General features: G+C 42.7%; 18 protein-coding genes. 13 read left to right on the top strand and 5 right to left on the bottom strand.

Annotation, left to right across the window (positions count from 1 at the left end):
* Window positions 1-106: 106 nt before the first annotated feature.
* On the bottom strand, window positions 107-1435 hold the full coding sequence (gene aprX, locus MHI44_RS20795; RefSeq protein ID WP_339202581.1) for a serine protease AprX: 1329 nt from the start codon (window positions 1433-1435) through the stop codon (window positions 107-109).
* A gap of 226 nt (window positions 1436-1661) precedes the next feature.
* On the opposite strand from aprX, the gene MHI44_RS20800 reads away from it, so the two are divergent.
* From MHI44_RS20800 to MHI44_RS20810, 3 genes are all read left to right on the top strand, one after another.
* A complete protein-coding gene (locus MHI44_RS20800) occupies window positions 1662-1895 on the top strand; it encodes a hypothetical protein (RefSeq protein WP_014476869.1) in 234 nt (77 codons plus the stop codon).
* Window positions 1896-2174: 279 nt separating this feature from the next.
* The gene (locus MHI44_RS20805; RefSeq protein WP_003245758.1) at window positions 2175-2882 is read left to right on the top strand and encodes a poly-gamma-glutamate hydrolase family protein; all 708 of its coding nucleotides are present in this window, start codon (window positions 2175-2177) and stop codon (window positions 2880-2882) included.
* Between the two features lie 69 nt (window positions 2883-2951).
* Window positions 2952-3404 carry an OsmC family protein gene (locus tag MHI44_RS20810; protein WP_116315480.1) on the top strand — a complete coding sequence of 151 codons (453 nt, stop codon included), beginning with the start codon at window positions 2952-2954 and terminating at the stop codon, window positions 3402-3404.
* Window positions 3405-3417: 13 nt separating this feature from the next.
* On the opposite strand, the gene ebrB is transcribed toward MHI44_RS20810, so the two are convergent.
* The 3 genes from ebrB to MHI44_RS20825 form a co-directional block, all read right to left on the bottom strand.
* Window positions 3418-3771 (bottom strand): multidrug efflux SMR transporter subunit EbrB, encoded by a 354-nt coding sequence (ebrB, locus tag MHI44_RS20815; protein ID WP_014476870.1) that lies wholly within the window; start codon window positions 3769-3771, stop codon window positions 3418-3420.
* Window positions 3772-3784: 13 nt separating this feature from the next.
* A complete protein-coding gene (ebrA, locus tag MHI44_RS20820; protein ID WP_015483253.1) occupies window positions 3785-4102 on the bottom strand; it encodes a multidrug efflux SMR transporter subunit EbrA in 318 nt (105 codons plus the stop codon).
* Between the two features lie 135 nt (window positions 4103-4237).
* Window positions 4238-4513, bottom strand: a complete 276-nt coding sequence (locus MHI44_RS20825) for a hypothetical protein (RefSeq protein WP_029317825.1) — start codon at window positions 4511-4513, stop codon at window positions 4238-4240.
* Window positions 4514-4601: 88 nt separating this feature from the next.
* Between MHI44_RS20825 and MHI44_RS20830 the strand changes: the two genes are divergently transcribed.
* The 9 genes from MHI44_RS20830 to MHI44_RS20870 all read left to right on the top strand — a co-directional run bounded on the left by MHI44_RS20830 (window position 4602) and on the right by MHI44_RS20870 (window position 11475).
* Window positions 4602-5015 (top strand): YmaF family protein, encoded by a 414-nt coding sequence (locus MHI44_RS20830; protein ID WP_003231769.1) that lies wholly within the window; start codon window positions 4602-4604, stop codon window positions 5013-5015.
* 99 nt (window positions 5016-5114) lie between these two features.
* Window positions 5115-6059, top strand: coding sequence for a tRNA (adenosine(37)-N6)-dimethylallyltransferase MiaA (gene miaA / locus MHI44_RS20835; RefSeq protein ID WP_003245569.1), 945 nt, complete (start codon window positions 5115-5117; stop codon window positions 6057-6059).
* A gap of 39 nt (window positions 6060-6098) precedes the next feature.
* Window positions 6099-6320, top strand: a complete 222-nt coding sequence (gene hfq, locus MHI44_RS20840; protein ID WP_003221097.1) for an RNA chaperone Hfq — start codon at window positions 6099-6101, stop codon at window positions 6318-6320.
* Window positions 6321-6515: 195 nt separating this feature from the next.
* On the top strand, window positions 6516-6788 hold the full coding sequence (locus MHI44_RS20845; RefSeq protein WP_069322601.1) for a YmzC family protein: 273 nt from the start codon (window positions 6516-6518) through the stop codon (window positions 6786-6788).
* Between the two features lie 81 nt (window positions 6789-6869).
* The gene (locus tag MHI44_RS20850) at window positions 6870-7100 is read left to right on the top strand and encodes a hypothetical protein (RefSeq protein WP_003245262.1); all 231 of its coding nucleotides are present in this window, start codon (window positions 6870-6872) and stop codon (window positions 7098-7100) included.
* A 243-nt stretch (window positions 7101-7343) separates the two neighbouring features.
* Window positions 7344-7736, top strand: coding sequence for a class Ib ribonucleoside-diphosphate reductase assembly flavoprotein NrdI (gene nrdI, locus MHI44_RS20855; protein WP_003231758.1), 393 nt, complete (start codon window positions 7344-7346; stop codon window positions 7734-7736).
* On the top strand, window positions 7696-9798 hold the full coding sequence (gene nrdE, locus MHI44_RS20860) for a class 1b ribonucleoside-diphosphate reductase subunit alpha (protein WP_014479842.1): 2103 nt from the start codon (window positions 7696-7698) through the stop codon (window positions 9796-9798). Before nrdI ends, nrdE begins: the two co-directional genes overlap by 41 nt.
* 17 nt (window positions 9799-9815) lie before the next feature.
* Entirely contained in the window at window positions 9816-10805 is a 990-nt protein-coding gene (nrdF, locus tag MHI44_RS20865) for a class 1b ribonucleoside-diphosphate reductase subunit beta (RefSeq protein ID WP_003231754.1), read from the top strand.
* A 49-nt stretch (window positions 10806-10854) separates the two neighbouring features.
* Complete coding sequence (locus MHI44_RS20870; protein WP_032725746.1) at window positions 10855-11475, top strand: hypothetical protein; 621 nt, start codon at window positions 10855-10857, stop codon at window positions 11473-11475.
* A 63-nt stretch (window positions 11476-11538) separates the two neighbouring features.
* Here the strand turns inward: MHI44_RS20870 and cwlC are convergent, their stop codons facing one another.
* A complete protein-coding gene (gene cwlC / locus MHI44_RS20875) occupies window positions 11539-12306 on the bottom strand; it encodes a sporulation-specific N-acetylmuramoyl-L-alanine amidase (protein ID WP_032725747.1) in 768 nt (255 codons plus the stop codon).
* 646 nt (window positions 12307-12952) lie between these two features.
* On the opposite strand from cwlC, the gene spoVK reads away from it, so the two are divergent.
* Window positions 12953-13921 carry a stage V sporulation protein K gene (gene spoVK / locus MHI44_RS20880; protein WP_003231746.1) on the top strand — a complete coding sequence of 323 codons (969 nt, stop codon included), beginning with the start codon at window positions 12953-12955 and terminating at the stop codon, window positions 13919-13921.
* Window positions 13922-13987: the final 66 nt, after the last annotated feature.

Genomic DNA, 13987 nt, shown 5'->3' on the forward strand with positions numbered 1-13987 from the left:
CTTCACTTCCTTCATCTATTTTCCATTATTTTACCTTATGATTATGAATATTCAAACAAAAAGCCGGCAGTTCTGCTGAGAGAGAATTGCCGGCTTTTGATGATGTTTATTGGCCGGGAACGGAATTTTCTGCGTTGACAGCGCCCGCTCCGTACACATTCGGATCTTCATCTTTCCATTTGTCCGTGCCGTTTTTCAAAAGCTCTTTTACTTCATCAGGGGTAAGATCCGGGTTGTGCTGAAGAATTAAAGCTGCGATTCCTGCGCAAATCGGTGTTGCCATCGAGGTTCCTGACATTGTAAAGTACTGAGACCCTACACGGCTTGACTTTTGGAGCTTATCAATATAAGAATTCGGAGAGCGAAGGGAAATAATATTAACACCCGGCGCTAAAATATCGGGCTTTTCTTTCCCAAATACTGTCGGGCCGCGGCTTGAGAAGGAAGCGACAGTATCATCATCGCTGCTTGCAGTATTGTTATCGTCAAGCGCACCTACTGTAATCACCTTTTCGCTCACGCCCGGGCTTGCAATGGTCTGCGAATCAGGGCCTGAGTTTCCGGCAGCGACACAGACGACAATCCCTGCGTTCCACGCTTCTTCAACCGCTCTGACTAACGGATCTTCCTGTTCATGATCATATCTAAGGGCATCGCCCCCGAGCGACATGCTCATAATATCAATCGGTTCATCGGGGTTGTCCTCATTGTATTGAATACACCACTCAACACCCTCTATAATATCTGCTAACGTTCCTGAACCCTGCTTGTTTAATACCTTTACGCCGATGAGATTGGCTTCCGGTGCAGGTCCGCGGTATTGACCGGAAGAGGATGCACCGCTGCTTGCGACATCACCTGCACAGTGTGTGCCATGACCATTATCATCGTACGGCTCTGTTTTTTGATTGACCATGTCCGCGAATCCGATAATTCTTCCTTCTAGATCAGGATGCGGGTAGATTCCTGTATCGACAACAGCGACAGTAACACCTTTTCCTGTCAGGGTTTGCCCGTTTCTGACGACTTCCTTCGCATGGCTTGCTTCGGTTGCCGTGTCTAAAAGCGCTTTGACTTCGCGGTTTAAATACACTTTACGGATATTGCTGCATTCAGAGAGAAGGGAATGTAATGCTGAAGGAGTAACCTCGGCGCTGCAGCAGTTGATTTTGTTGAAGCGGCTTTTTAGCTTGCTGCGTTTTTCTTTTTGCAGCACCTCTCCAGCCATTTGAAAGCCGGTCTCGTGACAGCCTTCCTCAAATTCGATAATGACTGACATTTTTTTTCTGTTTTGCAATTTGGTTTCGAAAAATTTATGCAAGAAGCAAGGAGTCCATTTGAAGGGCTTGTAAAGCTGCAATACGGTTTCCCGTAACGGCCAATCTAGCTTGTGAGCATTTGCTCTCACCATTTGTACCATAGAGTACCCAAACATGTATTTTCCTCCTATTATAAGGTTCTCTGTATACTCTATGAACAGATGATAGGTTTGGTAAGTTTGTTTGTCCTCTGTAAGAGACAGACAAGAGTTTGTTTTTCTGAATCTTTCGCATTAGATACGATAGATTCAGAAGCTGAGGAAATCATTGGGGATTGAAAAAAGAACATTTGTTCGTATTATAATGTGATCATATCAAACTGGGAAGGGGAGAGGCAACCGTATGAATTTCTACTTGCACCGTTCTTTGGAAAGCCAAATGCCAATCAGCATTATATATATGAAGAAAGACGGAACGATTAGTAAAAGAACGATTATTGTGAGACAGAAAAGCAAAACGAAAATCAAAGCATTTTGTTTTTCGAAACAACAGATCAGAACATTTTTATTGGACTCTATCCTCTCCTGTGATTTTGTGAGAACAAATAAGCAAAATCTCTATTCTGCAGGCCGGTAACAGCTGTCCGTCTCAGCAACCGGGCAGCCTGTTACTAAAACCCTCCTTAAACCTATATACATTTATTTGCCAAGTGAGGTTGTTCCTACCTTTTTTGTCTTTCCTCTCAACCTTTTTTCACTCTTATTTGAAATGAACCGCTAATAACCGTGACAATCAATTGATTTTTTGAAACCGGGAACTTTTTCACTGATGATATTGTGTATACAATGGTAAGATAAAACCTATTGGCTAAACCTCATATAATGAACCGCGCCATTCTTATGAAAGGAGTTAAACATGAGAAGATTTTTACTAAATGTCATATTAGTCTTAGCCATTGTCTTGTTCTTGAGATATGTTCATTACTCATTGGAACCTGAACCATCAAATCAGCCAGATACATATTCAAATTTCAGCAGCTTGGCAGAGAATGAGAGCCCAGCCGATTACGATATTTCATATAATGAGAAAAAAGGAAGCAAAGTCTTAATTATGTCTCCGCATGGCGGAAGAATTGAAGGCGGAGTAAGTGAGCTTGTTCGTTATTTCAATAATGAATACTCTACATACCTGTTTGAAGGGTTGAAGTCCCACGATAACCAAACGCTGCACATTACAAGCACCAACTTTGATGAGCCATTGGCAAAAAAGAAAATCAAGGAGCATCAATATGTGGTGGCTTTTCACGGATATAAAGGAGAGAACAAGAATACCCTTGTAGGGGGAACAGACCGAAAGCGGGCGAAAATGATTGTGAGAGCCCTTGAGCGGAGAGGGTTTTCCGCTGAGTTAGCGTCGTCTAAAAGCGGTCTTGCTGGATTGAATGCCGAAAACATTAATAACCAAGGGGAAACGGGGCTAAGTATCCAGCTGGAAATCAGCCGTGAGCAGAGAGAAGCATTTTTTGATGATTTTTATTATAAAAATAGAAAATACACAAAGAACAGTGAATTTTATGCTTATGTCAGTGCGATCAAAGGTGTCCTGGAAAAAGAGTATTCGTAACAAGCAGATCAGAAGACAAAATAAGAGAAGATCAGTAGACTGAAATAGGATAAAAAAGGAGGCGAAACAATGGCAGATCATCATTTTTATTTAAAAGCGAATTGGCCGGGTACCCGCAATGATGTCGGTACGATTGAAAGCGGAAACCTGATCACATCGATTTCCATTCCTAAAGAAATGGATGGCCCGGGAGAAGGGACCAACCCAGATGAAATGCTTCTCGGGGCGGCAGCGACCTGTTACATTATTACACTTGCAGCGATGATGGAGAGAAGCGGGCTGGAAAAAGAAGACTTACAGATGGAGTCAGAAGGCATTGTCGACGTCACAAAAGGAGTCTTTACATACAAAAAGATCATTCACCGTCCCTCTGTCGTGCTTAAACATGATGCTTCACAAGACGACGTCGCATTGGCGCACAAGCTTTGTAAAAAAGCGGAGTCGTCATGCATGATTTCGCGTGCAATTCAAGGAAATGTCGAGCTGCAGCTTGAAGCCTCTGTGAAACTGGGTGGAGAATAAAGAAAACAGACGGTCACTCACAGACCGTCTGTTTTTTATCTTCAGCGTGGGCTTTCGATTGATTTAGCACGACCACGCCTGCAATGACAAGCGTGAGACCGAATACACCTTTTAAACTGATGGTTTCGCCAAAAAGCAAAAACCCGACAATTGCTGTAAGCGCGGTACCAACGCCCGACCATGTTGCATACGCGCTTGATAAGTCAATTGTTTTTAAAGAAAAGCTTAGAAACGTAAAAGCAGAAAGAAATCCGACTATGACTCCGGCAATGGGCCAGGCTTGTGTAAATCCTTCTGAAAGCTTCAGCATCGTGCTCCCAAACACTTCAGATACAATGGCGAGAGCCAAATAAAGCAATCCTCTCATCTTCATCACTCCTTTACTGCCAATTAAGTAACACGACCCCTGATAGTAATAAAAGAATCCCGATAAGCCCTTTGGCATTCAGATCTTCCTTGAACCATTTTACTCCGATCACTGTCGTCAGCACCGTGCCCGCCCCGCTCCAAGTCGCATAGGAGAGGCTCAGGGGAATATGGTTTAAAGTTAGGGACAGCATATAAAAGGCGAGGGAATAGCCAATAACGACCAAAGCACTTGGCTTCCACTTTTTGAAGCCATCAGATACTTTCAGCATGGCTGCTCCTATCGATTCCGAACATATGGCAATCGTGAGGAATATATATCCTATCAACATCATAAATTCTCCTCACTATATTTTTAGATTAGAAAAAAACTTCAGCTAGAAAAATATTAGTGTATGCCTATGTATGAGTCAAGAGATTCATTTTCACACACTTAAAAAGACCCCTTTTTAAGGGGCCTTTTGCGTTTAATAATAATAAGGGAACGGGGCATACGGATAATAGGGGTATCCGCCATAAAAATAAGGATTAAATAAAGCGCTTCCTATAAGCCCGCCTGCAAGGCCGCCGATAAACGGTCCTCCAAAAAATCCGAATGGCCGGCCAAACCCATAACCAAATCCGGGTCTTCCAAATCCGTAACCGAACCCGAACGGTCTTCCAAACCCAAATGGTCTCCCGAATCCGAACGGTCTTCCAAATATTCTTGTATCTTCAGGGCTGAAATGCTCTAACTCGTTCATGTTTTCTTTCCTCCTGTAATAAAGTGTAGATGATGCAGTGTATTCACCCTGCCCGGATTTGATTGGGCGAATCGAGAAAAAGGAGGATGTGAACACATTGGGCCTGTATCAGTCTGACTGGTCAAAAGCACCGCCCCACGCACATGCCTATCATGTCAAAACAACGAGAGAACAGGGCCATTATCATCTCATTGAAGGGTTTACTCAGCCGGCAAACGGATCAAATACCGATCAGCATACACATTACTATACAGGGATCACTTCATTTGAAAACGGCCATTTTCATCGGTATTACGGAATCTCAGGGCCGGCGATTCCCTTAGCAGATGGCACACATTATCATGAAATCGAAGAAACGACATATCTGGCCTATAACGAGCCGATTGAGATCCAGTACGGAGGGGTTGTGTACGATCCCGGAGATGACAGAAGAAAAACGCATCGTCATACCCTGAAAGGAAAGACAAGGGAAATTGTCGGCAATGAGCCGCTCGGCTGGTAGAAGGATGTTTACCGATGCAAAAAAAGGGCAAAATGGATAGGTGGTTGTCCATGTTGAATGCTATAATGGGGGGAGATTTATAAAAGAGAGTGATACATATTGAATAATACGAAGCAGCCCGTTGTCATTTTAGTCGGACCGACGGCAGTGGGGAAAACCAATTTAAGTATTCAGCTAGCCAAATCCTTAAACGCGGAAATTATCAGCGGAGATTCGATGCAGATTTATAAAGGGATGGATATTGGAACAGCTAAAATTACCGAACAGGAGATGGAGGGAGTGCCCCATCATCTGATTGACATTTTAGATCCCCAAGACTCTTTCTCTACTGCCGATTATCAAAGCTTAGTAAGAAATAAAATCAGCGAGATTGCAAATAGAGGAAAGCTTCCGATGATTGTCGGCGGTACAGGGCTTTATATACAATCTGTGCTTTACGATTATACATTTACGGAAGAAGCAAATGATCCCGTGTTTCGAGAGAGCATGCAAATGGCCGCTGAGCGGGAAGGCGCTGACTTTCTTCATGCCAAACTTGCTGCAGCAGATCCCGAGGCAGCAGCTGCGATTCATCCGAATAATACAAGAAGAGTCATTCGCGCACTGGAAATTTTACATACGTCCGGAAAAACGATGTCCCAGCATTTGAAGGAACAAAAACGAGAACTTCTGTACAATGCAGTGTTAATTGGCTTGACAATGGATAGAGACACGCTTTACGAAAGAATTAATCAGCGGGTCGATTTGATGATGCAGTCAGGCCTTCTTCCGGAAGTGAAACGCTTATACGACAAGAACGTGAGAGACTGTCAATCAATACAGGCGATAGGCTATAAAGAGCTGTATGCATATTTTGACGGTTTTGTGACACTTTCCGATGCTGTCGAACAGCTAAAGCAGAACTCGAGGCGGTATGCGAAACGCCAGCTGACGTGGTTTCGCAACAAAATGCAGGTCACATGGTTCGATATGACACCGCCTGTTGATATGGAGCTGAAAAAAAAGGAAATTTTCACACATATAGCAGGAAAACTCGAACTTTAATCGAAACTGTATGATATAGAGAATCAAGGAGGACGAAACATGAAACCGATTAATATTCAGGATCAGTTTTTGAATCAAATCCGGAAAGAAAATACGTATGTCACTGTTTTTTTGCTGAACGGCTTTCAGTTGCGGGGCCAGGTGAAAGGCTTTGATAACTTTACCGTATTGTTGGAATCGGAAGGTAAGCAGCAGCTTATATATAAACATGCGATCTCAACGTTTGCGCCGCAAAAAAACGTCCAGCTTGAACTCGAATAGATCAAAAAATGCCATGTCAAGACATGAGGAAAGGCTGCCGGGGGTTCCCGGCGGCCATTTTTAACATGCATCCACTTTTGCTCCAAGCTTTTTGTGTAAGCTGACCATGCCAAGGCACGGTCTTTTTTTATGAGAACAACATACGGAAGTGAAAATGGTATATTATGTATAAAATGAATTTGGGAGTGATCGACCTTGTTTGAAAGTGAAGCAGAACTGAGACGAATCAGGATTGCACTTGTATGGATAGCTGTCTTTTTACTGTTCGGGGCGTGCGGGAATCAAGATACCATTATTGAAACAAACAGCGGCAATTCAGACTATGAAACGCCTCAGCCCACCTCGTTTCCACTTGAACATAACCATTTTGGCGTGATGGAGGACGGCTATATCAAAATTTATGAGTATAATGAGTCCCGCAATGAGGTAAAGCTGAAGAAAGAATACGCGGATGATGAGCTTGAATAAAATTCACAAGCATTCGAATTTACAAAGCGGATGCCAGCCGCTAAACTAAATACAGACACAGATCAAACAGAGGGTGAAAACATGAAGCATAAAGTGATCGTGAATCATTGGGAAGAAATTTGCGAAGATGATTCTTGCTATGAATACGGAACAAGTATCATTGTGAACGGAAAAGAATTAATCAGAGAAGCGTCAATTATCACTGCTTTGAAGGCGGTTTTAGAAGAGATCGGCGCGGATGTTGAAATAGAAGAAACAGTAGAGAGCGAAAAATGCTGTGATAGCTTAAGAAAAAAAAATCTAGACTACTAAGCAGTTTTTTTTCATGTTATGATAAACATCGGCTAAAAAACGACACCCCGAGTAGGACGAGAGATGATTCTCGTTCTGCTCTCTTTTTTGGGCCCTAATGAGTCTGCCCATTTGCCTGATTTGATCAAAATATGAATTTTTCATAAAAACGAATCTATATATTGTGTTTTTGCTAGAGGGTAGTATACTATATATAGTGTTAGTGATGAGAGATTCATATTTTTTGATAGGTCGTGATAAAACGTGGTACAAATCATATTTGATTCGAAAACAGGGAATGTTCAGCGGTTTGTGAATAAAACAGGCTTTCAGCAGATACGCAAGGTGGACGAAATGGACCACGTGGACACTCCGTTTGTTTTGGTCACCTACACGACAAACTTCGGCCAGGTACCGGCATCAACACAATCATTTCTCGAAAAATACGCCCATCTCTTATTAGGGGTCGCTGCGAGCGGCAACAAAGTATGGGGCGATAACTTTGCAAAAAGCGCCGATACCATTTCAAGACAATATCAGGTGCCGATCTTGCACAAATTTGAACTCAGCGGCACATCTAAAGACGTTGAATTGTTTACTCAGGAGGTAGAAAGAGTTGTCACAAAATCAAGTGCCAAAATGGATCCAGTTAAATAACGAAATCATGATCCAAAAAGATGGAAAATTCCAGTTTGATAAGGATAAAGAGGCTGTACATAGCTATTTTGTAGATTATATCAATCAAAACACAGTCTTCTTTCACGATTTAAAAGAGAAGCTGGATTATTTGGTTGAAAACCAATACTACGAAGAGGAATTCTTAAGCCTTTATTCTTTTGAAGACATTAAAGAAGTGTTTAAGACAGCTTACGCTAAGAAGTTTCGTTTTCCTTCCTTCATGAGTGCGTTTAAATTCTATAATGACTATGCTTTGAAAACGAATGACAAGAAAAAAATCCTCGAGCGTTATGAGGACCGGATCTCAATTGTTGCGCTGTTCTTCGCTAACGGCGACACTGAGAAAGCAAAAGAATATGTAAACCTGATGATCAATCAAGAATATCAGCCGAGCACACCGACATTTTTGAACGCCGGCAGAAAACGCCGCGGTGAACTTGTGAGCTGCTTCTTGCTGGAAGTCAATGATTCCTTAAATGACATTTCAAGAGCGATCGATATCTCCATGCAGCTTTCTAAGCTTGGCGGCGGGGTTTCTCTTAACCTGTCCAAGCTTCGCGCGAAAGGTGAAGCCATTAAAGATGTTGAGAATGCGACAAAAGGCGTTGTAGGCGTCATGAAGCTTCTTGATAACGCGTTCCGTTACGCTGACCAAATGGGACAAAGACAAGGGTCCGGCGCGGCGTATTTAAACATTTTCCACCGCGATATCAATGATTTTCTTGATACGAAAAAGATTTCTGCGGATGAAGATGTGCGTGTCAAAACGCTTTCGATCGGTGTTGTCATTCCGGATAAGTTCGTTGAGCTTGCACGCGAGGACAAAGCGGCTTATGTATTCTACCCGCACACGATTTATAAAGAGTACGGCCAGCACATGGATGAGATGGACATGAACGAAATGTACGACAAGTTTGTCGACAACCCTCGGGTGAAAAAGGAAAAAATCAACCCGCGGAAACTGCTTGAAAAATTGGCGATGCTTCGTTCTGAATCAGGCTATCCATACATCATGTTCCAAGATAACGTCAATAAAGTGCATGCGAATAACCATATTTCCAAGGTCAAATTTTCTAACCTTTGCTCTGAAGTGCTGCAGGCATCTCAAGTTTCTTCATACACAGACTATGATGAAGAAGATGAAATCGGTCTGGATATTTCCTGCAACCTGGGTTCGCTTAACATTCTCAATGTCATGGAGCATAAATCAATCGAAAAGACAGTCAAGCTTGCGACAGACTCTTTAACACACGTGTCTGAAACAACTGACATCCGTAATGCGCCTGCTGTAAGACGAGCAAACAAAGCGATGAAATCAATCGGCCTCGGTGCTATGAACCTTCACGGCTACCTTGCGCAAAACGGCATTGCGTATGAAAGTCCGGAAGCGCGTGACTTTGCAAACACGTTCTTTATGATGGTGAACTTCTACTCCATCCAGCGTTCTGCGGAAATCGCAAAAGAGAAGGGCGAAACGTTTGATCAATATGAAGGCTCAACCTATGCGACAGGTGAATACTTTGACAAATACGTTTCTACTGATTTCTCACCGAAATATGAAAAAATCGCCAACCTGTTTGAGGGTATGCATATCCCGACGACAGAGGACTGGAAAAAGCTAAAAGCATTTGTGGCTGAACACGGTATGTATCACAGCTACAGATTATGCATTGCGCCGACAGGCTCTATCTCATACGTTCAATCAAGTACGGCGTCTGTTATGCCGATTATGGAACGCATTGAAGAACGAACATACGGCAACTCAAAAACGTACTACCCAATGCCTGGGCTTGCATCTAATAACTGGTTCTTCTATAAAGAAGCCTACGATATGGACATGTTCAAGGTTGTGGATATGATCGCCACTATCCAGCAGCACATTGATCAGGGAATCAGCTTTACATTGTTCTTAAAAGACACAATGACGACCCGTGATTTAAACCGAATCGATCTGTATGCACATCATAGAGGTATTAAAACCATTTACTATGCAAGAACGAAAGATACTGGGCAAGACAGCTGCCTTTCTTGTGTTGTTTGATTAAAGGAGAGTTTATAGTGACAAAAATTTATGACGCAGCAAACTGGTCAAAGCATGAAGACGATTTTACCCAAATGTTCTATAACCAAAACGTGAAACAGTTCTGGCTTCCGGAAGAGATTGCTTTAAACGGCGATCTCCTCACATGGAAGTACCTCGGAAAAAATGAGCAGGACACTTATATGAAGGTACTGGCCGGACTTACGCTTCTTGATACAGAGCAGGGGAATACGGGGATGCCGATCGTGGCTGAACACGTAGATGGCCACCAGCGGAAAGCGGTGCTGAACTTCATGGCGATGATGGAGAACGCTGTCCATGCGAAGTCGTACTCTAATATTTTCATGACCCTTGCACCGACTGAAACGATCAATGAAGTATTTGAATGGGTTAAACAAAATAAATATTTGCAGAAAAAAGCGCAAATGATTGTCGGGCTTTACAAAGCCATTCAAAAAGATGATGAAATTTCACTGTTCAAAGCGATGGTTGCTTCCGTCTATCTGGAAAGCTTCCTTTTCTACAGCGGTTTCTATTATCCGTTATATTTCTACGGACAAGGAAAACTGATGCAAAGCGGTGAGATCATTAACCTGATCCTTCGTGACGAAGCGATTCACGGCGTGTATGTCGGTCTCCTTGCTCAGGAAATTTATAATAAACAGACAGAAGAGAAAAAAGCAGAGCTTCGTGAATTTGCGATTGACCTTCTGAATCAGTTATATGAAAATGAGCTTGAATATACAGAGGATTTGTACGATCAAGTCGGACTCTCACACGATGTAAAGAAATTCATCCGCTATAATGCGAATAAAGCGCTGATGAATCTTGGATTTGATCCATACTTCGAAGAGGAAGATATTAATCCGATCGTATTAAACGGATTAAACACAAAAACAAAATCGCATGACTTCTTCTCTATGAAGGGGAATGGCTATAAAAAAGCGACAGTTGAGCCGCTCAAAGATGATGACTTTTATTTTGAAGATGAAAAAGAGCAGATATAATATCTGCTCTTTTCGGCTTGAAGGTTCAAATGAGGAGGACGCAGTACCCATGGGAAAAATGGACGAAATGATTTTAGTTGCCCCGCGCGATGATGTGTTTAAGAAAGAAAGCTTAACCTTCCAGGGCGTGTACAATGAAGATAGCAGAGTAGCCGAAATCATGGCTCAGATTGAAGCGGCCTATCGTGAAATGAGAAGAGGGGACGCAGAAGAAGATCCGCGTTTCAAGCAGCCGATACCTTATGTCGTCATTAAGCGTGAAGATGAAGTTTTTCTTTACGAGCGGCTGGCTGGCGGCGGTGAATCACGACTGCACAACAAGCTTTCTCTCGGCTTTGGCGGTCATATGAACGCCATCGAAGGGGCAGCTTCATTTGCTGAAGTCTTAAAGCTGAACACAGACCGTGAGCTTGAGGAAGAACTGCAAATAAATGAAGAAGATAAACAGGCGATTGTCACACTGGGATTGATCAATGATGATGAAAACAGTGTTGGCAAAGTGCATATCGGAATTCTTTCTGCGCTTCAATTAAAGCCTGGCGCACAAGTGGAAGTGAAGGAGAAAGAACAAATTGCGGGTAAATGGATGAAAGTTTCTGAATTAAAACAGGATGACATCTACAACCGTCTGGAAACATGGTCACAGTTTGTTGTCGATATCCTTGAATAAAAAAACCCGGTTTCTCGTGATGAGGAGCCGGGTTTTTTTATGAGACGCTCGTCCCCGTCTCGGCTATGATTCTAGGATCACAATAGCGTCAAAGCCGGCATTTTTCGCTCTGGCAGCCAGGGTGTCTGCATTGTCTTTGGATGAAAATGCGCCAATCTGCACTTTGTATAATCCGTCCTTTAAAAGGACAATCGAGTCAAAACCTTTGGCTTCGGCTTTACTTGCGAGCGAGTCGGCATTCGCTTTGACTTTAAATGCGCCGATTTGAACCTTATATAACCCTAAGCTGGAAGTCTTTTTAAGGTTAAAGGCTTGCTCCAGCCCGTTTGCATGTCCTCTCGCTAAGCTTTGAATAAAACTGCTCGTTTTCAGCTTATTTGCATCGGCAACGGTATCAATGAAGCCGTTCTCGGTCAAGAGGGCAGGCATTGCCGACTCCCTTAGGACGTGGAAGTTCGCCGTTTTTTTGCCGCGATCGGCAAAGTCGACAGCTTGTATCACTTCAGAGTGAATTGCCGATTGATAAGTCGTCGTCGGAGCTCCTACACCTGGATAAATATAGCTTTCAAAACCTGTGCCTCCCCCGGAATTAACGTGAATGGACAAAAAGAAATCTGCTCCCCAGTTATTTGCGGCATTTGTCCGGTCGTTTAAGCTGACATATTGGTCGCTTGTCCGGCTCAGCAGCAAAGAAACGCCTTCATATTCATTAGTTAATATCGTACGTAAGGCTAAAGCGATTTGCAGGGTTAACGTTTTTTCCTGAAGGCCATTACCTGTTGCGCCTGGATCAGAACCGCCATGGCCAGGATCAATAAAAATTTTAACCATTTTTCATCACCTCATTACAGGATATGAAAAAACACGGCTTCTGCTTGTACGATTATCATTCAACTGAAAAATGAGGAAATAACCCTTTCACACCGGGAATTATTTCTCGGGAAAGCGCACAATTCAACATGAAGCGACAACAGATACGGTCCGACATGAAATCTGTGCATACGCCATATGTTTGTATGTACTTTGAGTTCGGTTAACCTGCACTGATTCCTGTTGGTTTTAAGCTTTGCGTTCATATTAAATCAAGCATTTGAAACGTAAATTGATGAGAAAAGCTCCTTTCATTAAAGACACCACTTTATAAATCGAAAAAAAGAAAAACACTTCAGGTATCTTAGGGCGGGTAATACGCTTCGTACAAAAAACAGCCCGTTGCATGAAAAAAGGATTGGCGAATGGAGAAAATAATGAGAAAGAAGCTCACTATAATACTTAATACTTTGACAAAATGATTAAAAACAAAATCTCATGGTTTGTCCACCCCATGTCCGTGAATACAATAAGAAATAAAGTATTTCTCGGGAAAGCGCAGGATTCCTTATTGTTCCCGAAAAAAGCAATTGTTTCGACACATGATAGGCGTTTGTCACAATCGGCATCCGCTTGAATATCATATAGAGAGAACAGAGAGGTGAAGATGTTGGAGCGCGCTGTGACTTATAAAAACAACGGACAGATCAACATTATTCTGAACGGGCAAAAGCAGGTGCTGACGAATGCTGAGGCAGAGGCGGAATATCAGGCTGCATTGCAAAAAAACGAAGCAAAGCACGGCATTTTGAAGGAAATCGAAAAAGAGATGAGCGCATTAGTTGGGATGGAGGAAATGAAACGCAACATCAAGGAAATATACGCCTGGATTTTTGTGAACCAAAAACGCGCGGAGCAAGGCTTGAAGGTTGGAAAGCAAGCGCTGCACATGATGTTTAAAGGAAATCCGGGAACGGGAAAAACGACGGTTGCACGGCTCATCGGCAAGCTGTTCTTTGAAATGAATGTCCTGTCAAAAGGCCACTTAATAGAAGCGGAGCGGGCTGACCTGGTCGGGGAGTATATCGGACACACCGCCCAAAAGACGAGAGATTTAATCAAAAAGTCATTAGGTGGCATTTTGTTTATAGACGAAGCCTACTCGCTGGCAAGAGGCGGCGAAAAGGACTTTGGGAAAGAAGCGATCGACACACTTGTAAAGCATATGGAAGACAAACAGCATGAGTTTATTTTGATACTCGCCGGATATTCACGGGAAATGGATCATTTTCTCTCGTTAAATCCCGGACTCCAATCAAGATTTCCCATCTCCATTGATTTTCCAGATTACTCTGTGACCCAGCTCATGGAGATTGCGAAACGAATGATCGATGAAAGGGAATACCAGCTCAGTCAAGAAGCTGAATGGAAATTGAAAGATTACTTAATGACAGTGAAAAGCACGACAAGTCCCATTAAATTCAGCAATGGACGTTTTGTCAGAAATGTGATCGAAAAATCGATCAGAGCACAAGCCATGAGGCTTTTAATGGGAGACCAATACTTAAAAAGCGACTTGATGACCATCAAAAGCCAAGATCTTTCCATTAAAGAAGAAGCATCTGGATCTGCATAGACCTCTCTGTTTTTGAGAGGTCTGTTTTTTGCTCGTATTTCCGCTTTTCAAAGCAATCGATTTGTG

Origin of the sequence: Bacillus sp. FSL K6-1366, from assembly GCF_037976695.1 — a bacterium.
In the GTDB taxonomy this organism is placed as follows: Bacteria; Bacillota; Bacilli; order Bacillales; family Bacillaceae; genus Bacillus; species Bacillus subtilis.

Excerpts from the sequence above, each read along its gene's own strand:
- MHI44_RS20870 (WP_032725746.1), top strand. The coding sequence starts at position 10,855 with ATGGGAAAAATGGACGAAATGATTTTAGTTGCCCCGCGCGATGATGTG.
- aprX (WP_339202581.1), bottom strand. The coding sequence starts at position 1,435 with ATGTTTGGGTACTCTATGGTACAAATGGTGAGAGCAAATGCTCACAAG.
- ebrB (WP_014476870.1), bottom strand. The coding sequence starts at position 3,771 with ATGAGAGGATTGCTTTATTTGGCTCTCGCCATTGTATCTGAAGTGTTT.
- MHI44_RS20800 (WP_014476869.1), top strand. The coding sequence starts at position 1,662 with ATGAATTTCTACTTGCACCGTTCTTTGGAAAGCCAAATGCCAATCAGC.
- hfq (WP_003221097.1), top strand. The coding sequence starts at position 6,099 with ATGAAACCGATTAATATTCAGGATCAGTTTTTGAATCAAATCCGGAAA.
- ebrA (WP_015483253.1), bottom strand. The coding sequence starts at position 4,102 with ATGTTGATAGGATATATATTCCTCACGATTGCCATATGTTCGGAATCG.
- MHI44_RS20805 (WP_003245758.1), top strand. The coding sequence starts at position 2,175 with ATGAGAAGATTTTTACTAAATGTCATATTAGTCTTAGCCATTGTCTTG.
- MHI44_RS20825 (WP_029317825.1), bottom strand. The coding sequence starts at position 4,513 with ATGAACGAGTTAGAGCATTTCAGCCCTGAAGATACAAGAATATTTGGA.
- MHI44_RS20810 (WP_116315480.1), top strand. The coding sequence starts at position 2,952 with ATGGCAGATCATCATTTTTATTTAAAAGCGAATTGGCCGGGTACCCGC.
- MHI44_RS20850 (WP_003245262.1), top strand. The coding sequence starts at position 6,870 with ATGAAGCATAAAGTGATCGTGAATCATTGGGAAGAAATTTGCGAAGAT.
- cwlC (WP_032725747.1), bottom strand. The coding sequence starts at position 12,306 with ATGGTTAAAATTTTTATTGATCCTGGCCATGGCGGTTCTGATCCAGGC.
- spoVK (WP_003231746.1), top strand. The coding sequence starts at position 12,953 with ATGTTGGAGCGCGCTGTGACTTATAAAAACAACGGACAGATCAACATT.